17 protein-coding genes are annotated in these 21933 nt (G+C 55.6%); 11 read left to right on the forward strand and 6 right to left on the reverse strand.

The genetic code is table 11. The features are described 5' to 3' along the window. Nucleotides 1-302: 302 nt before the first annotated feature. The gene (locus DMG62_23070) at nucleotides 303-707 is read right to left on the reverse strand and encodes a thioesterase (protein PYY20559.1); all 405 of its coding nucleotides are present in this window, start codon (nucleotides 705-707) and stop codon (nucleotides 303-305) included. Between the two features lie 363 nt (nucleotides 708-1070). Here DMG62_23070 and DMG62_23075 point away from each other — a divergent pair, with 363 nt between their 5' ends. Continuing rightward, a complete protein-coding gene (locus tag DMG62_23075) occupies nucleotides 1071-4433 on the forward strand; it encodes a hypothetical protein (protein ID PYY20560.1) in 3363 nt (1120 codons plus the stop codon). A 401-nt stretch (nucleotides 4434-4834) separates the two neighbouring features. Then, nucleotides 4835-7960: a hypothetical protein gene (locus tag DMG62_23080; protein ID PYY20561.1), complete on the forward strand. Its 3126-nt coding sequence runs from the start codon at nucleotides 4835-4837 to the stop codon at nucleotides 7958-7960. Nucleotides 7961-8215: 255 nt separating this feature from the next. On the opposite strand, the gene DMG62_23085 is transcribed toward DMG62_23080, so the two are convergent. From DMG62_23085 to DMG62_23100, 4 genes are all read right to left on the reverse strand, one after another. Continuing rightward, nucleotides 8216-9400 carry an aminopeptidase gene (locus DMG62_23085; GenBank protein ID PYY20562.1) on the reverse strand — a complete coding sequence of 395 codons (1185 nt, stop codon included), beginning with the start codon at nucleotides 9398-9400 and terminating at the stop codon, nucleotides 8216-8218. 82 nt (nucleotides 9401-9482) lie between these two features. Further along, entirely contained in the window at nucleotides 9483-10511 is a 1029-nt protein-coding gene (locus DMG62_23090; protein ID PYY20563.1) for a serine protease, read from the reverse strand. A 57-nt stretch (nucleotides 10512-10568) separates the two neighbouring features. Next, on the reverse strand, nucleotides 10569-11162 hold the full coding sequence (locus DMG62_23095; protein ID PYY20564.1) for a formylmethanofuran dehydrogenase: 594 nt from the start codon (nucleotides 11160-11162) through the stop codon (nucleotides 10569-10571). A 290-nt stretch (nucleotides 11163-11452) separates the two neighbouring features. Further along, nucleotides 11453-11989: a hypothetical protein gene (locus DMG62_23100; protein ID PYY20565.1), complete on the reverse strand. Its 537-nt coding sequence runs from the start codon at nucleotides 11987-11989 to the stop codon at nucleotides 11453-11455. A gap of 242 nt (nucleotides 11990-12231) precedes the next feature. On the opposite strand from DMG62_23100, the gene DMG62_23105 reads away from it, so the two are divergent. Continuing rightward, nucleotides 12232-13236 carry a metal-dependent phosphohydrolase gene (locus DMG62_23105; GenBank protein ID PYY20566.1) on the forward strand — a complete coding sequence of 335 codons (1005 nt, stop codon included), beginning with the start codon at nucleotides 12232-12234 and terminating at the stop codon, nucleotides 13234-13236. A gap of 163 nt (nucleotides 13237-13399) precedes the next feature. Further along, entirely contained in the window at nucleotides 13400-14170 is a 771-nt protein-coding gene (locus DMG62_23110; GenBank protein ID PYY20567.1) for a glycosyl transferase, read from the forward strand. 59 nt (nucleotides 14171-14229) lie between these two features. Here the strand turns inward: DMG62_23110 and DMG62_23115 are convergent, their stop codons facing one another. Then, complete coding sequence (locus DMG62_23115) at nucleotides 14230-14538, reverse strand: hypothetical protein (GenBank protein PYY20568.1); 309 nt, start codon at nucleotides 14536-14538, stop codon at nucleotides 14230-14232. A 506-nt stretch (nucleotides 14539-15044) separates the two neighbouring features. On the opposite strand from DMG62_23115, the gene DMG62_23120 reads away from it, so the two are divergent. The 7 genes from DMG62_23120 to tuf all read left to right on the forward strand — a co-directional run. Then, the gene (locus DMG62_23120; protein ID PYY20569.1) at nucleotides 15045-15647 is read left to right on the forward strand and encodes a L,D-transpeptidase; all 603 of its coding nucleotides are present in this window, start codon (nucleotides 15045-15047) and stop codon (nucleotides 15645-15647) included. A 40-nt stretch (nucleotides 15648-15687) separates the two neighbouring features. Next, entirely contained in the window at nucleotides 15688-15903 is a 216-nt protein-coding gene (locus tag DMG62_23125) for a hypothetical protein (GenBank protein ID PYY20570.1), read from the forward strand. A gap of 12 nt (nucleotides 15904-15915) precedes the next feature. Further along, on the forward strand, nucleotides 15916-17346 hold the full coding sequence (locus DMG62_23130) for a hypothetical protein (GenBank protein ID PYY20571.1): 1431 nt from the start codon (nucleotides 15916-15918) through the stop codon (nucleotides 17344-17346). Between the two features lie 642 nt (nucleotides 17347-17988). Next, nucleotides 17989-18363: a 30S ribosomal protein S12 gene (locus DMG62_23135; protein ID PYY20572.1), complete on the forward strand. Its 375-nt coding sequence runs from the start codon at nucleotides 17989-17991 to the stop codon at nucleotides 18361-18363. Nucleotides 18364-18392: 29 nt separating this feature from the next. Beyond that, a complete protein-coding gene (locus DMG62_23140; GenBank protein ID PYY20573.1) occupies nucleotides 18393-18863 on the forward strand; it encodes a 30S ribosomal protein S7 in 471 nt (156 codons plus the stop codon). A gap of 122 nt (nucleotides 18864-18985) precedes the next feature. Next, the gene (gene fusA / locus DMG62_23145) at nucleotides 18986-21082 is read left to right on the forward strand and encodes an elongation factor G (protein ID PYY20574.1); all 2097 of its coding nucleotides are present in this window, start codon (nucleotides 18986-18988) and stop codon (nucleotides 21080-21082) included. A 55-nt stretch (nucleotides 21083-21137) separates the two neighbouring features. Next, nucleotides 21138-21933 (forward strand): elongation factor Tu (tuf, locus tag DMG62_23150; GenBank protein PYY20575.1); only part of this gene is annotated, 796 nt, incomplete at its 3' end.

The following is a 21933-nucleotide window of genomic DNA, read 5'->3' on the forward strand; positions in this document are numbered from 1 at the left end:
GTGAGAGTCCGCGGAGCGCATCCCGCATTCTGGCCGGAACTTCTTCAATAATATCGATCGCCGCAGCGCGTTGCTGCTTCGTCATCGGCGCAGTGTAGGTTAATTTTCCGATGGGATAACTGAGGTCGGGAAGAGTAACCGTAGTGCTCATCGAATCCTCCTGAATGGTAAGCGAGTGATAAAGAATGGGGTGAAGTAAAAAACGCTGTCGGCATTCGGCTCTCGGCGTTCTGTCAGGAAATCTTTCGTTGCTTCACCAAAAAGCTTTGCTGGCCGAAAGCCGAAAGCCGACAGCCCAATTCTCACTTCACCCGATCACCCGATTGTTTCGTCTTCTCCATAAACTTCCTCACGTTTACCACCGCCCGATGCACTGTGCCCGATCCAATCGGCTGCTGTTCGTTACGTGCGGTCACACGATAAATAAAGAAGCGGCCATCGATTCTCTCGAGCACAGCCTCTGCGATCACCTTTTGCCCGATGGGCGTCGGAGCGCGATGGTCAACGTGAATCGCAGTTCCAACCGTGCTCTCGCCGTCTTCACAATAAGGTTTCTGCGCCTGGTAGCAGGCATATTCCATCCACCCAATCATCCACGGTGTCGCCAGAACAGGCGGAAGTTCCGGGCTCAGAGCCGCGAGAGTGTGCTTGTGCTCAACAACCTGGCTCACCTCAGCCCGGGTAGCGATAGGAATGTCTTTTGCCATTGATTTGAAAAATTAACCTCCGACTATACGGGAGTTGGAAAACGCCGTGCAATTTGCGAACGAGAAGGGAAGGGACGGCGGCACAGCCCCATCCTTAAAATATAGATTTGAATAGTCATCTGACCGTGATCTACGAAAATCTGTAGCGGACTGTGAAAATCAGGGGATGAAACATCTCTCTTGTATCGCGAATTTCACAGTATGTAAAAGCGCGGTATGGAAAACTCTCCATCACTGGTGATAGATTTCCCCGTTCCCAAAGTTCAGGACTTGTGGTCCGCGATCACCGCTGCAAAAGCGCGTGCATAGTGGTGAGCCCTAGTTCGAGTTCTGGAAAATTGTTGTCATTTTGAGGAGCCAAATATGTCCACATTCCGCAATCTGACCCTGGAGCGCAGCTCGGGTCATTTTCGCCGCTTGCTTTCTGTGCTGTCCGTACTTGCGATTGGCGCCATGCTCTCTGCCATTGCATTGGCGCAATCAACCACTGAAGGAGCCATCGGCGGCACCGTTTACGACGCTGCCGGTGCAGTCGTGCCCAACGCTGCGGTTGTGGTGCACAATAACGGAACCAACGCCGAGCAGAGAGTCACGACCGATTCTTCAGGCTATTTCCGTGTGCGGCAATTGCCTCCCGCAAACTACACCGTGACCGTCACCTCTCAAGGCTTCGCTCCCTATAAAGCGGAAAACGTAATTGTTCAGGTTGGAAGTTTGACGGATGTCTCGCCGCGCTTAGGTGTGGCCGGCAGTGCAGAAACCGTGAGCGTGACGGCTGAGACTCCCCAGATCAACACTACATCGGCTGATTTCGCTCCGATCGTCGATCAAACCCAGATCTCGAACCTGCCCATTAACGGTGGACGGTGGTCGAACTTCGCTCTGCTTACTCCGACAGTTCTCAACAACGGAAGCGGCTTCGGCCTGATCAGCGTTCGTGGTATTAGCACGCTGCTGAATAACAACACGATCGATGGTGCCGACAACAATCAAGCGTTCTTCTCCGAAGAAAGGGGACGCACTCGCGCTGGCTACTCGTCACCAAAAGTTGCCGTACAGGAATTCCAGATCAACACTTCGAACTACTCGTCTGAATATGGCCGCGCGGCCGGTGCCGTGATCAACACCGTCACAAAGAGCGGTACGAATTCCTTACACGGGGAAGCATACTTTTACGATCGAGATAACAACTGGGGAGCAAAGAACCCGTTTACTACGTTAACCACTCAGACTTCGCCCGGGGTATTTAGCACCAGTGTGATCAAGCCAAAAGACTGGCGCAAGATGTGGGGATTCGGAGTTGGTGGCCCAATCATAAAAGACAAGCTCTTCTTTTTCTTTACCTATGATCAGTATCGCCGTAACTTTCCTGGACTAGCCGCCATTCCAAGTCCAGCGGCTTTCTTCGCTGCGCCGGCAGCCACTCAGCCGGCAGGACAGACCCCTTCGCAGTGCGCGAGTGCTTCTGCCAACAGCCAAGCTACGAAGAACGTTTGCACCGTCGCGAACAACCTGGGCGCCACTTATGCCAGCGCTCTTAACAGCTACAACACGGCGCTTAATGATCTGCTGTCGGAGCTTGGACCGGTTCCGCGCACCGGCGATCAAACCATTTTCCTGCCCAAAATCGATTGGAATATCAGCGAGCGGAACCACGCTTCATTCGAGGTAAACCGCATGCGTTGGACGTCTCCGCAGGGCATTCAGACTCAGTCGAGCAACGCTCTCGGTATTGCCAGTTTTGGTAGCGACTACGTGCGCGACACCTGGGGCATCGCCAAGCTGAGCACATTTGTTACAAACAACATTGCAAATGAGGCTCGGTACCAATACGGACGCGACTTCGAATTTCAGTTCCCACAACCGCCCACCGCATATGAGCAAGCACACCTTACCAAAACAGGAACTTACACGAACCCCTTCGGGCTTACACCCGACCTGTTCTTTAACTTTGGCAGTGCGGGTGGATCATTTGATATCGGAACACAAAGTTTTCTCACCCGGCCTGCATTCCCTGATGAGCGGCGGCAGCAAGTTGCAGATACCGTTTCCTGGACTCACGGAAACCACAGCTTCAAGTTTGGCGGTGATTACCTCTACACCAATGACCTAAGCCAAAACCTGCGCTTCCAGTTCGGATCATTTACCTATTCGAATTTCGGAAACTATGTGTCTGACCTGGTTACTCCCAGCAGGTGCACTGCAACTGTAAGCGGCAATACCGTGAGGGTGCCGTGCTATTCCAGCTACCAGCAGGCGTTTGGACCTCTGGGTTTTCAATTCAACACCCACGATATCGGGGTGTTCGCTCAGGATGACTGGAAGTTCAATCCGAGGTTAACGCTCAATCTCGGGTTGCGTTGGGACTATGAGGTGCTGCCCTCGCCCTTCTCCAATCTCGTGAATCCGGCCATACCGCAAACCGGCCGCATGCCTGACGATAAGAACAACTTTGCTCCGCGTCTTGGTTTTGCCTGGGATGTTCGTGGCACCGGAAAGCAGGTTTTGCGAGGGGGATACGGCATCTTCTTCGGTCGCGTGATCAACTCGACGATCTACAACACCTTGATCAATACGGGTATGCCTGCTGGCCAGGCATCCTATTCGTTCAGTGCAACCACTGCGGGAGCCCCGAATTTCCCACAGGTTATTCCTCCGCCCGCAAACGACTCCTCTGTGCTACCGGGTGCTGTGGGCGCTGCTCCCGCCGTGCAATTCTTTGACCCGAACTTCCAGCTTCCACAAATCCATGAGACAGACCTCACCTTCCAGCAGGATTTCGGTTGGGACACTGTGGTATCGATCAGCTACCTGGGCAGCTATGGGCGTCAATTACCCGGATTCGTTGATACAAATATCAAGCCGTCGACCCAGAACATCAGTTATCTCGTAAACGGCGGACCACTCGCCGGACAGACGATCACGACTCCTCTTTACAGCAATCGTGTCAATACGAGCTTTGGCGCGCTGACAGACATTTTCAGCGGGATCAACTCGAACTACCAAGCTCTGGCTGTGCAGTTGAACCACAGGTTGTCGCACAACATTCAGTTCAACGCCAATTACACTTGGGCTCACGCTATCGACTACGTGCAGAACGAGGCCACCTTTACCGACACGAATGACCTGCTCGATCCGTTCAACCTCAAACTCGAAAAGGGCAACTCGATCTATGACGTGCCAAATCGCTTCATATTCAGTGCCGTTCTAGATTCGCCGTGGAAGGCGGATGGCTGGAAGGGATTCCTGGTAAATGGTTGGGAGCTGGCTCCGGTGTTCCAGGAACAAAATGGATTGCCGTATTCGTTGACCACATCAGGCAATCCCCCAAACGGCTTTCCGACCTTCAGTGGAGGAGCTGGAATTAATGGTTCAGCGGGAAGAAGGAGCCTGGCGAATTTCCAACGCAACAGCTTCCGCATCCAGAACACTCAAGTAATGGATCTGCGCCTTTCCAAGCGCTTCACTTGGCATGATCGTTATGGAGCCGAGTTTATTGGTGAGGCATTCAACCTGTTTAATCACTTCAATCCAACTAACCAAAACACGCTCGGATATTCAACTGCTTGCCAGCTGAACCCAGGTGCTACTGGAACTTGTAACGTGACCACGAACGGGATAGCAGTGCTTAACTTCAACAACTCTTTCGGACAAATCACGAACGCCAACAGCAACTTTGCTTACACGCCACGGCAAGTGCAATTGGCTGTGCGTTTGACGTTCTGATCGGATCACAACTGACTAAGAGGGCAGCCAAATGGCTGCCCTTTGCTTTTTATCGAGTGCGGAGCTGAGCCCTAATTCGCGCCGACGAGCATGCACCTGAGGGGATTTTGTAGGCCCTTCCTCATGGCCTTCTCAGACGAAAGCACTACCCTGCCAGTACGAAAGGTGCGCTATCCTTTCACAGCAACTCTGAATTTTCATCCCGCGTTGTCGGGACTGGACTGTTCGCACCAGCACAACGCGATCCGTAACAGATTCTTCAGTCGCTGTTCACAGTTTGTTCTTCTTGCTGTGTAACACTTTGCCCGACCACGACAGGATCGGATGTAGAGCGCGATAGCCATCGCTCTCGCTATCCTGTGAGATTTGCCAATCGAAAGAAAAACAGGAGTCAGAGAATTATGTCGTCTTCACAAAGCTGCGATCGAAATTCGGCCAAGGCCAGCAAGATGTTCCAAGTATTCGCTCTCTTTGCGCTTTGCGTCGCGCTCGTTTCCGGAGCCTTCGCGCAGGCGGGTCGGGGCTCTGTCTCCGGGACAGTCAGCGATACTTCCGGCGCTGTCATCACCGATAGCAAAGTAACCGCTAGCAACACCGCCACCGGCGAGAGCTTCACCATCAATACCAACTCTGATGGATTGTTCGCCTTCCCGCTGCTGCCAGTTGGCCCGTACCGGATTCAGGCGACGCACAGCGGATTCGGCGTCTTCAAACAGGACGTGCAAGTGACGATCGGCGCGAAAATCGATCTCAAGATGACGCTGCCCGTATCCGCAGGGAATGAGACCGTGCAGGTCTCCGCGGAAGCCCCGGTGGTTGAGACCACGCGCAGCAGCATGAGCGACACGGTAGGCGATCGCCAGATTGCGAACTTGCCCACCAATGGCCGCAACTTCCTCGACTTCACTCTGCTCACGCCCGGCGTGGTGCGCGACGTGCGCGGCGGCGATCTCAGCTTTGCCGGACAACGCGGCACGTTGAACTCGCTGACCGTCGACGGGACCGACAACAACAACAACTTCTTCGGACAGACCCTCGGACGCACCGGTTCCGGCCGCGCTCCCTATCAGTTCAGCGAAGATGCGGTCCAGGAGTTCCAGGTAAATACCAACGGCTACTCGGCTGAACTTGGGCGCGCAGGCGGGGCAGTCATCAACGTGGTTACCAAATCGGGAACGAACTCGCTTCACGGCACGGCATTCGAGTTCTTCCGCGATCGTGGACTGAACGCCAATGATCCGATCTACAGCTTGCAGCGCGCATTTGCTCAAGGCGCTGGCAAGGCGTTGCCGCTTAAGCCTGGATACCACTTCAACCAGTTCGGCGGCAACGTCGGCGGTCCGGTGAAGAAAGACAAGCTGTTCTTCTTCTTCGACTACGATGGACAGCGCAATCTCACCGGCAATCCCGTTCTGATAACTGTGCCTACGCCGGTCGGCGCCGCCCAGACCGCTGCGGTGAACTACTTGTCATCGCGCATCAATAACTACAACCGCACCTTCAACCAGAATGTCTATCTGGGCAAGGGCGATTGGAACATCACTGACCGCAACCAACTCTCCGCCCGCTACAACGCGCAGCGCTTCACCGGACAGGGACTCGAGAACAGCGGCCCCACCAGCTCCTTCGAACACACCGGCGCTGCGCTGGTGAACAGCGACAGCTTCAACACGCAGCTCACGACCACGCTGCGCCCCACCATCATCAACGTTGCGAAGTTCAGCTATCAGCGGGACAGCGAGCCTGGGCAGGCAAACAGCAACAATCCCGAAGCTCTCGTAAAATTCTCCGGACAGCAGGTCTTTGTCGGACGCAACTCCTTTAGCCCGCGTGAGACGACCATCCATCGTCAGCAGTACGGCGATACGGTCTCTTACATCCTCGGACGTCACTCGTTTAAGTTCGGAGCCGACGCCCTGGTCGACAAAATCCTCAATTTCTTCCCCGGAAACTTCTCCGGGGCCTATACCTTTAACACGCTCGACGATTTTGGAAACAGTCTGCTCGGCCAGCCGGTAAGAACCGCAGGCAACAGCTTTCTCGAGGCCTTTCCCGGAACGGGAACTACGGGAGCGACGACGCATCCGGACAAGCTGCAGCAGGCATACTTCGTTCAGGACGACTATCGCCTAAGCAACAGCCTCACGCTGAACCTTGGAATTCGCTATGACCGCGAGACGGTCAAGCAGCCCACGGTACAGAATGCCGCGGCTTTCGCAGCCGGGCTCAACACGGCGAAAATTGCCACTGATAACAACAACATCGCTCCGCGCGTTGGCTTCGCCTGGCAGCCGCTAAGTGGCAAGCAGATGGTAGTGCGTGGCGGCTACGGCATCTTCTACGGCAACACGCCGTCGATTATGTATGGCACGGCGCTTTCCAATAACGGAATCAACGTCCAGACTCTCAGCTTCAACACCAACGGAGGAGCTGCGCTTCCTGTTTCGTACCCCAACACGCTTTGCGGAGCTCCGCAGGCCAGCGCGGGATGCGCACCTCCCGCAGGCTTCCCTTCAGCGCCTCCCTCCATTCTGCTGTTTGCGAGCAACTATCAGCAGCCTTATGTCGAGCAGTACAACACAGCGATCGAATATCAGGTCGCTGCTGACACCTCTGTGACCGTCGCGTACACCGGCGTGCACGGCGTTCACCTGCAGCGCACTCGTGACATCAACATCGTCAATTCCCCCACGCCGACCACCGCGATTGTTGCCGGCCAGCCTGGAACGACGTTCACTTACAGCAAGTACCCAACCGCTCGTCTGATTCCTGCGTTTAGCCGCATCTTCGAATTCGAGAGCAACGCCAGCTCGACCTACAACGGGCTGACCTTCGAAGGCAACAAGCGCTTCTCCCACAACTTCCAGGTGCTCGCTTCATACACCTGGAGCCATGTGATCGATGACCGTCCGGATGCAACCGCAGTCGTTCCCGGCACCGACGACGCCAAGATGGTCTTCGATCCGCTGCACATCGCGCTCGATCGCGCCTCCGGTGACAATGACGTGCGCAACCGCTTCGTGTTCAGCGGCGTGTGGCAGCTCGACAGCTACACCCGCAACATGCCGCGGGACGTCCGCGCGATCGCAGGCGGGTGGGAACTGGCAGGTGTCTTCAACGCCCAGAGCGGCCAGCCTTATACGGCACTTGTCAGTTCAGATTTGAACAACGATCTCAACAGCCGTAACGAGCGTGCCCCGGGAACGAGTCGCAATCAGTTCCGGCTGCCTGCGATCTACACCGTCGATCCCCGCATCACGCGCAATGTAAACATCACCGAGCGCGCCAAACTGCAGTTAATCGCAGAAGCGTTCAACCTGTTCAACCACCAAAACATCACATCGGCGAAGAACACGTTGTACGCCACCAGCACAACCGCTTGCGGAACTACCACATCAACTTGTCTAGTACCGCAAACGTTGGCCGTCGCCGGAGCGAATACATTCGGACTACCGTCCGCAGCCAGCATCAGCGGCCAGGGCAACGTAGGCCGCGTGCTGCAATTGGCCGCGAAGATCACCTTCTAGAAACAGCCAGTCCGTTAAAAAGGCAGCCAGGAATGGCTGCCTTTTTTATTTATTCGGCTTACGAAAAGTGTGAACATGGAGGGCGGGGAGGACGCTGAGGAATAAACCGCAGGAACACGGCGCAGAGTTGTTCCATTCAGCCAGACTGGTCAGATCCGTTCAATCAATGCAGTCTGTATTCCGGCTTTGATTTTCCCGCAGTGTCCTCCGTGCCCTCCGTGTTCAAGCTTATCGCACATTTCCAAATCGAGACATTCATCGCACGATGTGATGCTCCCGCAAGATCCTCATCGTTTGATCCAAAGGCAAAGCCTCGACGATATGCCCATGCCCAGTGATCGTGGTCGCTTTGAACAAAGAATTGATAATCGCTTCCTCCGTAGCCTCGATGACGGCCTCGAAGAGCGGCGACATTGCTTCATTGCCGAGCACCGTCACTTGCCGTGCTCGAGTGGAATCGCCAGAACGGATTCGCAGCTCTGGCGCAGTCGAGAACGCAATCACGTAATCCCCGCTGCCATTGCTGCCCGACGATCCCGTGCGCGCCAGGCCCATAATGGCACGGGAAGCGAGCCGCTTCAGGTTGCGGGCGTCTAGCGGCGCATCGGTTGCGATCACCATCATGCAGGAGCCGTCGCCCCGATCGCGCACCGACTCGTCGTTGCGTGAGACACGCTTGCCTTCAACCTCATCCCGCAGGTAATAGCGTCCGAGCTCTTTACCAACCGGCGCGCCGGCAATCGTGAGCACGCCGCCGAAGTTAGTCTGCACCAGAACGCCGACCGTGTAGCCGCCGAGTGACGCCGGCAGCTTGCGCGATGAAGTGCCGATTCCTCCTTTGAATCCAAAAGCTACCGTGCCCGTGCCGGCGCCGACGGAACCTTCTTCCACCGGCCCACCCCTCGCGGACTTGATCGCCGCAAAGACATCCTGGCGTGTGATCGGCCGTGAGCGAATGTCGTTCAGGTATCCATCGTTGGTCTCGCCTACCAGTGGATTTATCGATTGCACGTCCTCGTTCCCTGGCAGCACAAGCATGTAGTCGATCAGCGCGTCAGCCGCTCGCGGCACGCACAACGTGCAGGTCAAGAGGATTGGAGTCTCAATCTCGCCCAATTCGTTCACCTGCGTCGATCCAGCCAGCTTGCCGAAGGCATTACCGAGGAACACTGCCCCTGGGACTTTTTCCCGAAACAGATTTCCTCCATGCGGCAGGATGGCAGTCACACCGGTGCGAACATTGTCTCCGCGATTGAGAGTGGCGTGTCCCACCGATACGCCGTCGACATCCGTGATGGAATTCAACGGTCCGGGCGACAACACCCCGATGATCACCCCCGCATCGCGAGCACGCGGACGCGGTGCTGTCTGAGGCAGAGCAAAATTGGCGAGCAGGATTAGCGAGACGAGTAAAGCCGGCCGCTGCAAGAGGAGCTTCATAGGTTGTGTCGGCAAGATTGTATTGCTTGACCGAAATAGCCCGAGCTCCCGTCATGGTGCCAAGACCGAAGATTAAGAGCCGCTAGGTCCTCGGTTGAGGCGTGATTGACATGTTGAGCAGATCGGTGCCGCGGAGCACCTTCAAAGTGCCAACTTCGCCCGGTATCGCCTCCGTCAGCAAGCGATGCAGATCATCGACGCCCGATACGCAGCGGCTTGCGAACTCCAGGATCACGTCGCGTTCGCGCAATCCTGCGCTTTGTGCCGGCGATCCTGGTTCGACAGAAATGACCATCGCGCCGGTGGTGACAGGCAGTACGTAGTGGCGAACAATTCGGGTGTGGATGGGAACATCCTGGCCGGCGACGCCAATATAACTGCGCTCAATCTTTCCGTGACGAATCAGGCGGACGGCAACAAATTGCGCCGTGTCCGCGCCGATGGCGAAACAGATTCCTTGAGCGCCCATAATCGTCGCCGTGTTCACACCGATGACGTCTGCCCGGGAACTGATCAGCGGACCGCCTGAGTTTCCAGGATTCAGCGCCGCATCGGTTTGGATGACGTTGTCGATCAGCCTTCCGGTGCGCGATCGCATACTGCGGCCCAACGCGCTGACCACTCCGGCGGTGACGGTGTGCTGGAATCCCAAGGGATTGCCAATTGCGATCGCCACCTGACCAACCACGAGCGGCTGGCGGGAGCCAAGCGCCGCAAATGGAAGCTGTCCGGGAACATCTACGCGCAGCACTGCGAGATCGGAATCAGGATCGTCGCCGATAAGAGTGGCATGACAAGTCTCAGCGTCTGGGAATGTGACGATGATTTCATTCGCGCTGTTCACAACGTGGCTGTTCGTTAGGACGAAGCCGTCGGGCGTAAAAATAAAGCCCGAGCCACTACCCTGAGCCTCGCGCGCAGTTCGCCGCGAATTTTGGGCAGAGCGCTGGCGAACCGCGATGTGCACCACCGCGGGCCCAACTGTCTCGACGGCCGAAGTCACAGCGCGCGAGTAAACATCCAGCAGCGAGACATCCTCGTGACGGCTGGGGGAGGCAGCCAAGGGCGAGTGCGCGGCAACCGCCGAATCGAGAAACTCCAGTTCTGGCATGCGAATGTAGATGCTTGTGCGCGAGGTTGGATTCAGTGGCCGGGACTAGCCGTTCGGCTAGGAATGGTTGTCGACAGCTGAGTAGTATTTCTCGCCCGCACAACCGCGGCATAGCGTCTTCTCGTCCATCACGATCTCGCGCCGGAAGTTAATCCCTTCTCCACACTTGGCGCAGACGATGCGCTCACCCTTGTAGCCTGGCAAGTCCTCGGGATTGACTTGGACCCGCACGCTCTGAAACTCAAACAGCTCGTCGTCGTGCATTTCGCGATAGGCCGACATCTGCTGTTGGTTCTTGTTCTCGATCTCCGGATGCAACCGCCGAGCGGCTTCCTTGGACGATTCCTTGGCGGAAACGCGTAAAGCGCGACCAGTTTGCAGATCGACAAAGGTCGCCGCCATCTTTCCCCAGTCGAAAAACTTGAGCGCGCGCTTTCCCAGACGGCAGCCGGTTACGACCATAACTGCATCTGTAGCGCAACGATCGATCTCCACGTATGTAACCAGACGTTTCCGGTCTGCACCACGCGGATCTTCAATCCCGAGCCGGGAAAGGCCAGCCATGGCCATGCGCACTCCGAGCACCTGGCCGGCGCAGAGATGGCCGTGCGCGACTTCAGCTTCGTGGAGATATTCGGCGAGAGAGTTCATGGTTTACGTGGGCTGTGCCATAGGTTGAAGTTTAGCGCTTCCGTTCCGACAGTGCTCGTCCTGGCAAGGCATGTAGGGCTGGGAGATTAATGGCCATATGGTTTACGCAATGTCGGGAAGATATCAAGCGAGGCTCATGATAAGGACTTTCCCTGCTTCCCTACCGATTCCCTGACCAACTCCAAATCGCGGCTATTCATTCGGCTTCTAGAACAGCAAATTTTCTCCACGGGAAAAATTGCCTGCTGCTTTCCCGGAAGCGGGGAATTGGATGAATCAGGGATTTCAGGCTACTGCTTGTCCGCTTCCTTCTGCTCCGCCGGTTCATCACCCAACTCCGGTTCGCTCGAACGTCCATGAATCAGGTAGCTCGACTTCTGTCCGCCGATCTGCTCGAAGCTCACGCGAATGGGCTGTTTCTGCCAGGTAGGAGGTGCGCACTCGGAGTCGGGTTGATCGCTGCCTTTAGCGGGGCCCATGTAGGTCCGCAATACCGGCTTTCGCTGTCCGAGCTGTGCAACGACTGCATATACCCTCGGTCCGTCAGTGACTCCACAGTAGGCGGCGTAGTCACGAAACCAGCTTACCGTTGAATAAAAAGGATCGAAGTCCGGCAGGTTAAGTTTGGAGATGCGTCCGCTCGTGCGATCGACCATGACCCAGCCGTCCCGTTGCCATTTCCACTCCGGATGCGACGTTAGAGCATCGTTCATACGAAAGACTCGCCGGACGACGAAGAGCCGGTCAGTCACGTCGTGCGGGATTCCGATTGTGAACTCGCGGGAGCGGCCGTCAATGTTTAGCGAGCGGATTTTCATCTGCTGCACCCGCTCTGCATCACAGCCGACAAATAGGTGGACGTTGAGCCATGGGCCGAAAGTGATCGAATGGGATCTAGCGGCGAAACTGACGCTGGTGGAAATAAGAAGGAGGATCGTGGCGCAACATCTGTCGAAATTAAGGTAACTTCGTTTACTCATTGCGCGACGGTGCTGGCACAATAGTAATGCACGCAAAAAGCTTCGGTTGTGCAACTCGGAAGTCCGAAGCCAGACTCACACGTTGGTGAATGGCACACATGGTCCAGGGCCCGCGGGACGTCAGTTTACGGCGCAAGACTCAAACAATTCTGGTCGTTGACGATAAGCTGGACACGCTCCTGCTGGTGCGCGAACTTCTCACTTCGCGTGGCTACCACGTCACCACCGCATCAGATGCTGACGAAGCTTTACAGGCCATCCAGGCCGAAAAACCTGACCTGATCCTGCTCGATGTGATCATGCCGGGAAGGTCTGGCTATGATCTGTGCCGCGAACTCAAGGACGATCCCGCGACGCGGTTGATACCCGTAGTCATGATTACCGGGCTTAGCGACCGGGCTGATCGCGTCCGCGGCATCGAGGCAGGTGCAGACGATTTTCTATCGAAGCCGCTTTACCCCGAAGAACTCTACGCGCGCGTCAAAAGCCTGCTGAAACTCAAGCACTTTACGGATGAGTTAGAGAATGCCGAAGCTGTTCTCTTCACCCTCGCTCTCGGTGTCGAAGCCCGCGATCCCTATACCGGAGACCACTGCTCCCGGCTTGCTCACTATGCAGGTGAACTGGGACGCCATCTGCACTTTGACCATGAAAACGTCATTGCGCTTGAACGAGGTGGGTATCTCCATGACCTTGGAAAAATCAAGGTTCCGGATGAAATCCTAAAGAAGGGAACTGAGTTGACCCCCGCCGAGTGGGATGTGATGAAGCGCCATCCGATAGATGGCGAGACTATCTGTCAGCCATTGAAGTCCTTCCGTAAAGTGTTGCCCATAATTCGCCATCACCATGAACATTGGAATGGCTCCGGATATCCGGACGGCCTGGAGGGTCACAATATTCCCGTCCTGGCGCGGGTGTTGCAGGTAGTGGACGTTTACGATGCCCTTGTAACCGCACGTCCTTACAAGGGCGCCTTGTCGGAAGTGCAGGCTCGTGACACCATGATCCATGAAGCGAAACGTGGATTGTGGGACTTCGAACTGGTCCGCGAATTCTTCCACATGTTGGAGTCTGAACGTCGCGCGGCTTGAGCTGTGGGACAAAGAAAACCCCTCTGTTGGTCGGACGTGTCCCCAATCCCTGCAGCGATGCTAAGCGGTTTTTTGAGAGATTACGTTTCTTAATATTTATGCGGTTTTGCAACTGACATACAATCCTGAGCGTCTAAATCGTTTGTTCCTGGATAGCACCAGAATGGCACCGCCGCGCTACAGCTTCATTGTCCCTGCTTATAACGAGGCTGAGCGCCTTGGCACGAGCTTGGACCGGATGCAGCGATACGTTGCGGAATCGCGATGGGATGCGGAGATCATTGTCGTCAACGATGGATCCCGCGACGAAACCGCCGCGGTAGTGAAAGAATTCGCGAGCCGCAATCCCATGATCCGTCTGATCGAAAATCCCGGCAATCGTGGCAAGGGGTATAGCGTCCGCCATGGAATGATGACTGCATCGGGCGATTTTCTCCTCTTTACAGACGCCGATTTGTCTTCACCAATCGAGGAAACGCCCAAGCTCTTTGCGCCAATTGAAAGCGGTGCCGCGGATGTAACCATCGGGTCGCGTTATCTGCAGAGTGAGCTTCAGACACGGAAGCAGCCTGTACACCGGAGAATGCTAGGGCGAGCTTTCAACTTTGCTCTACGGATGATCCTGGGGCTCTCGTATGTTGACACCCAGTGCGGTTTCAAAGCCTTTAGCCGCAACGCCGTGAATACCATCTTTCCCGAAATGAAAATCGAGCGCTGGGGCTTCGATCCCGAGATTCTTTTCCTGGCACAGCGATACGGCTTACGAGTAGCAGAGGTGCCGGTCTCGTGGGCTCATGACCATCGCTCCAAGATCAGTCCCATTCGAGACGGCACGCGGATGTTCGGCGAATTAATGCGCGTTCGCATGAACTCGATGAGCGGGAAATACAATCCTTCCACTTCAGCAACCCGAGTGATAACAAGAATCGCTTAACAAAGTGAACATGAACGGAAAAGCCCGCCTAGGCGGGCTTTTTCTTTGGGCAGGACTGCTTACGAAGCAATAGCCGCGCGTGCGCGGAATTTAGGAATTACAGAAATGCCGTTGTCCTTGTCGAAGAGAAGGCTCATCGACTGCGAACAAGGACCACACAACCAGAAGTGCTCCGCCTTTAGCATCGGCTTGCGCGATGACACCAGAAACGGATTCTTGTTCCCGTTAGGAATTTCATTCTTCGGCTGAGATGACAATGCAGAGATCCCCCCAGGAGGGGTTACCTCGACTTCAACGCGGAAAATCTTCCCTTCACGCAAGTAATGGAATGGAGTGGAGCAGGCAGGATTAGCGCACTTAGAAACCATGGGCCCTCTACTTTCAGGTTCCAGTTGGGGGATTACTTTTTCCGTCCGCCTGCTTGCTACGGACGCACCTTGTTGTGAGGAGCTTACGTTGGGCCTCCAGCGGCGACTCCGAAGGTGAGCCGCTCTGGAAAGTCCAAGTACTGCGGAGAGTGTACTGCAACTTTTTGCGATCTCGCATTATGAAACCAAGAATTCTGTTGAATTCGTGCGTCAGCTCGCGCCAGCAACTCTGCTCTGCCTCATTTTGAGGGAAATTCCACTGATGGGGTTGTCGAGCTGACAAGAATGGCTCGTTCGCGCCAGGGATTGTTATTCAGGCGATCCTTTGCTCTTCTTTTTTGGCACAGAGGAGGACCTCCATGGGAAACCTGTGTCTGCAGCCCCACAACGTGTAAGCCTCTCCACAAGCATGCGCCTTTGACCGAGGTGTAAGTATTTGATTCCACTGTCCAATCTCCGGCGGTCGCCTACCTGCATTTCTCTTTGGCGTAACCGGGAGGCAGCCGATGTCGGGAAAGAAAGGGCAGTTCAGGACAGCAGAAAAGCCAATCGCTCGATACCTGTGGGTTTTGATCGTTCTACTTTTGGTTCAGGAGGTGCGTGCGCAGACGCCGTCGCAATCTTCTGAGGCTGCACCGGTTACGGAGGCGCATCGGAAGGTTGTTGTCAGCATTCCTCACCGCAAGCTGGCCCTCGTCGAGGGTGGGAAGGTTAAGAAGGTTTATGCCGTCGCAGTGGGTGTCCAACAGAGCCCCACGCCAGTCGGCAAATTCGAAGTCAAGACACGACTCGTTAAGCCCACCTACTACCACCCCGGCAAAGTAATCCCCCCAGGGGCGAACAATCCCCTGGGAACCCGCTGGATTGGTCTGAGCACGAAGGGTTACGGCATCCACGGAACGAACCAGGAAGACTCCATCGGCAAGGCTGCTTCCCATGGCTGCATTCGCATGCGCCGTACCGATTTGGAAGAGCTCTTCGCCGAGATCCAGGTCGGAGATCAGGTCGAAATTCAGACGGAGCCCGACGCAGAAGTTGCCGGAATTTTTGGAGAGCTTCCGGCTGCAGAGGACAACTCGGATGGAGCCGCAGTTGGGGAGTGGCAGTAAACGATAACCAGTAAGAAGGATGAGCAAAGGAGGTAGTCCCATGTTGGAACTCACAGGAATGATGGCGATAACAGCCGCTTTTATAGGTTCAGTCCTGGTGGCGCTGTTCGTCGGAGAAGGGCTCATCAGTTTGATTATTCGCGCCATGCACGAAGGTGTGCGGCGCGCCGATGAGGCGTCGGCCAGGCAGTCAGGCCAGCCACAAGCGTCGGCCAGTCTGCTTCGCGGAGAGCGTGCCGGTCTGCAAAGAGTTTGAAACTTGCTGTGCATGGTTCGGCCTGCAAAGGATCGAATCATCCAGTTCAACCACGATGTTCAACCCTTCGTCTGCGTCTTTAAGGAGGAGGCCATGCTGCTACTGAAAGTTCTTCTGGTCTGCGCCGGAATCGCGCTGTTGCTCGCCGCACTGACGGTCCTCGGATACGACGTTTACGTTTATCAGCGCGCTCGGCGGCGTATTCAATCTGCCGAAAACGCTCAAGAAAAACTCCTCGAACCAGAATTGAAACTGCGAATTCGACTTGCAGGAATCATTTGTGCAGTGGCGCTGATCGCGTTCTTGCTGGCGTCAATTTACGACGTGGTGCCAGCAGGTCATGCTGGCATTCGCGTGAGTCAAATCTCAGGAATAGAAGGGGAAACGCTTTACCCCGGTATCCACCTGATGTCTCCTTTCGAAACTCTCGCGGTCTATGACACGCGCACACACACGATGACGACCGGCAATGTCGATGAATCACTCACTGAAAAGCCAAAGCGGCACGAGACGCTGAACGTAACTGCGAGCGAAGGCCTGAAAATTGGTCTGGCCGTGACGGTTCGCTACAAGCTGGATCCGGCGAAGCTTTCGTACATTCACAACAATCTCCCAGTAGACATCGACACTGAAGTCGTTCCCCCAGTGGTGGCGACCGTCTTTCGCGAGATCGTGCCCACCTACACAATTCGTGACGTCTTCGCGATCCATCGCGAAGACATTCGCAAGAGCGCAAGCGAGGAGATCACTGCGAAGCTGAAACGCGATGGCGTCATAGTTGATGAGGTGATGCTGCGCGACATCGTTCTCCCAACCGACTACGCCAAAGGTCTTGAGGGACTAATCGAGAAAGAACAGGAAGACGAAAGCCTAATCGTGCAGACGTCGATCGAGAAGAAGCAGGTACAGATCGCCCAATATCAGGCGGAGGCCGAGAAGGTTCGCACAGTGAAGCAGGCTGAGGCGGGCGCTCAAGTCCGTGTGTTACAGGCCAAAGCTGAGGCCGATGCCATGCAGTACACGTTGCCACTCAAGGAGAAGCAGATCCAGCAAACCAAACTCGAAGCTGAGGCGCGCAAAGAAGCTACCATTCAGAACGCCGAAGCCGAGGCTCAAGCCAAGATCATCGACAGCAAAGCTGAACAGGTGAAGCAGCAGTTGCTGGCTTCGGCCGAAGCCAATCGCATTCGTGTAGTGGCGGCGGCGGACAAAGAGCGTTTGCAGGGCGAGGCTATGGCGCTCAAAGCGAATCCCTTGTTGATCAATAAGATCGTGGCCGAGAAGCTGTCTGATCGGATTCAGGTCATGATGGTGCCTGCCGACGGCAAGTTTTTCTTTGCGAACGATGTGTTGAAATCCCCAGCTCAACAGATATTCCGGCAGGAGGATCAGGGTGTTGACCCTCCTACTAGACCGCAAGGCGGACCTGGTGGAGGTCGCTAGCGGGGTTGGCAGACCAGCCAAACAAGGCTGGTCTGCCTAAACTCCGCAGTTTTATGGCATGTGGCACAGCCGCCCTCAGTTGTGGCTCCGCTCATGGCTGACCCAAGCAAGGGGCACCTGTGCCACAGATTCAGGGGTTTAGTTATGAAGTGCACAACGAGGCCGTCACTATCAATTGGCGAAATTGTCTGGGCAGTTGTTACGATTGCCTCATTTATCGCCTTGTTTCGGTGTCTGTCTCCCTGACCGCATTGACAACGTTGCCAAAATGGATGCCTCACGCCAGCGTCATTTGACGCGTGTGCAAACCGCTTGTTATATTCGTATGGTTCTGCGAGTCAGTTTAGTTCGTCTAGAGCGGTAGAGCTTTAGTTCGAGTCCACTGTTTCCGAGTGTCTGGAACAGCTTCCTCGCTGACGATGCCTGCGCTGCCCTCTCCCAAGAGGGATATGCAGGCCGGGAGTGACGAAACGGATCGCCTGTAATCGCCTTGGCGACACCGTCGGCATTCAATCCTAGAACGATCAAACCTCGCACTTTTATGTGCGGGAGTATGGCCCCGCCAGGCGGTGGTCAGCCTAAAAACCGGAAATTACTGTCCCTGAGAGGGACTTTGGCGCATGTGCGCCTCAGGAGTGGAATTTGCCCACATTTAATCAGCTTGTGCGCAGAGGGCGGACCCAGCCCAAGTACAAGACGGCTAGTCCGGCCTTGCAGGAGTCGCCGCAGAAGCGTGGGGTATGCACCCGCGTTTACACGCAGACGCCCAAGAAGCCGAACTCAGCGCTTCGTAAAGTTGCTCGCGTGCGCCTGACCAACGGAATTGAGGTCACAACCTATATTCCGGGCATCGGCCATAACCTGCAGGAGCACTCGATTGTGCTAATTCGCGGCGGCCGTGTGAAAGACCTCCCCGGCGTGCGTTACCACGTCGTGCGGGGAACGCTCGATACCGTCGGCGTAGCGAATCGCAAGCAGAGCCGCTCCAAATATGGAGCGAAGAGGCCAAAGGCCTAGAAAGCTTAGAGCAGAAGGTACTTAATCAGATGCCGCGTAAAGGACACATAGCAAAGCGCGAAACGTCGACCGACCCGGTCTACGGTTCGACCCTCGTGACGAAGTTCGTGAACTCGATGATGTACGAGGGCAAGAAGAGCACCGCCCAGTCGATCTTCTATCAGTCGATGAAGAACCTGGAGCAGAAGGGCGGAGACGAAGCGCTGAAGCTCTTCAAGAAGGCGGTCGAGAACTGCAAGCCACTGCTCGAAGTAAAGACTCGTCGCGTTGGTGGCGCCAATTATCAGGTTCCGGTTGAAGTGAACCCCGACCGTCGCACCTCGCTCGCGATTCGCTGGCTGGTGAGCTATGGGCGTGCTCGTGGCGAAAAGGGAATGATCGACAAGCTCACAAACGAGTTGCTCGACGCAGCCAATGGTCGCGGCGCCGCGATTAAGAAGAAGGAAGATGTTCACCGCATGGCGGAGGCGAATAAAGCTTTCGCGCATTACCGGTGGTAAGAACGTAAGCCGTTGTCATTCCGAACGAAGTGAGGAATCCCTATTGCTACCAAGCGTTTTTGGGTCCAATAGGAGAATGACAGATTGAACACGAGCAAGAAGCAAGAAAGTTTAGGAATACAGTGCCCAGACAGGTCCCATTAGATCGTTGCAGGAACATCGGCATCATGGCCCACATCGATGCCGGCAAGACCACTACGACTGAGCGCATCCTTTTTTATACGGGCATCACGCACCGTATCGGCGAAGTGCACGAAGGCACCGCTACCATGGATTGGATGGAGCAGGAGCAGGAGCGCGGCATCACCATTACCTCCGCCGCGACCACATGCTTCTGGCGCGACATCCGCATCAACATCATCGATACGCCCGGCCACGTGGATTTTACGGCCGAGGTCGAGCGCTCGCTGCGCGTTCTCGACGGCGCATGCGCTGTGTTTGACGCCGTGCATGGGGTTGAGCCGCAATCGGAAACCGTATGGCGCCAGGCCGATAAGTACGGTGTCCCGCGCATTTGTTTCATTAATAAGATGGACAAAATGGGTGCTGATTTCGAGCATGCCGTCGATACCATCCGGAAACGGCTTAATGCCCGCCCTGTAGCGATTCAAATTCCCATCGGACAAGAAGCGAATTTCAGAGGTGTAGTCGATCTCGTCAACATGAAGGCGATCTACTGGCGCGATGAAACCATGGGTGCGAAGTACGAAGTCGAAGAGATCCCCGCCGAGCTGAGGAAGAAAGCGGAAGCCTTCCACGCGCAGCTTGTGGAGAGCGTTGCCGAAAACGATGACGAGATGCTGCACAAGTTCCTCGAAGGAGAGACGATTTCTGCCGAGGAATTGCGCAAATCGCTGCGTCGCAGCGTGATTGAACTCAAGCTCTTCCCGGTACTCTGCGGAACGGCTTTCAAGAATAAGGGCGTACAGACGCTGCTCGATGCAGTGGTGGATTATCTGCCATCGCCTCTCGACATTCCTCCTACTGAAGGTACAGACCCGGATCATCCGGAGAAGGTGCTGCACCGCAAAGCTGAAGACAGCGAGCCATTTTCCGCACTCGCCTTCAAGATCATGGCGGATCCGTTCGTCGGACAACTCACGTTCATCCGGGTTTACTCGGGACATTTGAAGACCGGCGACAGCGTTCTGAACACGACCAGAGGCAGGAGCGAGCGCATTGGACGTCTGCTCAAGATGCACGCCAACAAGCGCGAAGAGATCAGCGAGATCTATGCTGGCGATATCTGCGCGTGTGTTGGATTGAAGAACGTCACCACCGGCGACACGATTTGCTCTGAGAAGGCTTCGATTCGGCTCGAATCAATCGAGTTCGCGCAGCCTGTAATCTCGGTCGCAGTTGAACCGAAGACCAAGAGCGACCAGGAAAAGATGGGCATGGCGCTCAATAAGCTGGCCCAGGAAGATCCCACTTTCAAGGTTCACACCGATCCCGATTCGGGACAGACAATCATCAGCGGTATGGGCGAGCTGCACCTCGAAATCATCGTCGACCGCATGATGCGCGAGTACAAGGTCGAGGCCAACGTCGGCAAGCCTCAGGTTGCCTATCGCGAGACCATCCGCAAGGCTGCAGAAGGTGAAGGCAAGTTCATTCGCCAGACCGGTGGTTCCGGCAACTACGGCCACGCCAAGATTAAGTTGGAGCCCAATCCGGGCAAAGGCTATGAGTTCGAAAACGACATCGTCGGCGGCGTGGTTCCCAAGGAATACATCAAGCCGATTGATCACGGCATTCGCGAAGCTCTGCAGGGCGGTGTACTGGCCGGCTACGAAGTAGTCGACGTGAAAGCAACGCTCTACGACGGCAGCTACCACGAAGTCGATTCGAACGAAATGGCCTTCAAGATCGCCGGTTCGCTGGCGTTCAAAGATGCGGCAAAGCGGGCTCATCCGGTGCTACTCGAGCCGGTGATGTCAGTAGAAGTTGTGGTTCCCGAAGAGTACATGGGTACCATCATCGGTGATCTGAACTCGCGCCGCGGACGCATCGAAGGCATGGAACACCGCGCCGGATCACAGGTGATCAAGGCCAACGTGCCGCTCAGCGAAATGTTCGGCTACGCGACGCAGATGCGCTCGAACACGCAGGGCCGTGCGACCTACTCAATGCACTTCAACCGCTACGAGGAGGCACCACGCGCGATCTCCGAAGAGATCATCGCAAAGGTGCAGGGAAAGAGCGCAGCTTCGAAATAGTTCGGTAAGACGAGTTAACAACCAGCAGCTAGAAACAAGCAGCTAGGAGCAAAGAATGGCGAAACAGAAATTTGATCGCAGCAAGCCGCACGTGAATGTGGGGACGATTGGGCATATCGATCATGGCAAGACGACTTTGACAGCGGCGATCACCAAGGTGCTGTCAAAGCACAATCCGAAGATCCAGTTCCGCTCGTTTGATTCGATCGACAACGCGCCGGAAGAGCGCGAGCGCGGTATCACGATCGCGACGGCGCACGTTGAATACGAGACGCCGAATCGGCACTATGCGCACGTCGATTGCCCGGGCCACGCCGACTACATCAAGAACATGATTACGGGCGCGGCGCAGATGGACGGCGCGATTCTCGTGGTCGCAGCGACCGATGGTCCGATGCCGCAGACCAAAGAACACGTGCTGCTGGCGCGTCAGGTCGGAGTGCCCTACATTGTGGTGTTTCTGAACAAGTGCGATGCGGTGGAAGATGCTGAGCTGATTGATCTTGTGGAAGTTGAAGTACGCGAGTTGCTCAGCAAGTATCAGTTTCCCGGAGATGCGCTGCCGGTGGTTCGTGGATCCGCTCTTGGCGCGCTGAATGGCGAAGCCAAGTGGGAGAAGACGATCGACGAGCTGATGGAAGCAGTGGATAAGAACGTTCCGCTGCCGGCACGCGATGTCGATAAGCCGTTCCTGATGCCGATTGAAGATATCTTCTCGATCTCGGGACGCGGAACGGTCGTAACCGGAAGAATCGAGCGCGGCAAGGTGAAGGTGAGCGAAGAAGTAGAGATCGTGGGCTTCCGCGAGACGAGAAAGACGGTGGTAACCGGCGTCGAGATGTTCAAGAAGC

Source organism: Acidobacteriota bacterium, from assembly GCA_003225175.1.
Taxonomy (GTDB): Bacteria; Acidobacteriota; Terriglobia; order Terriglobales; family Acidobacteriaceae; genus Gp1-AA112.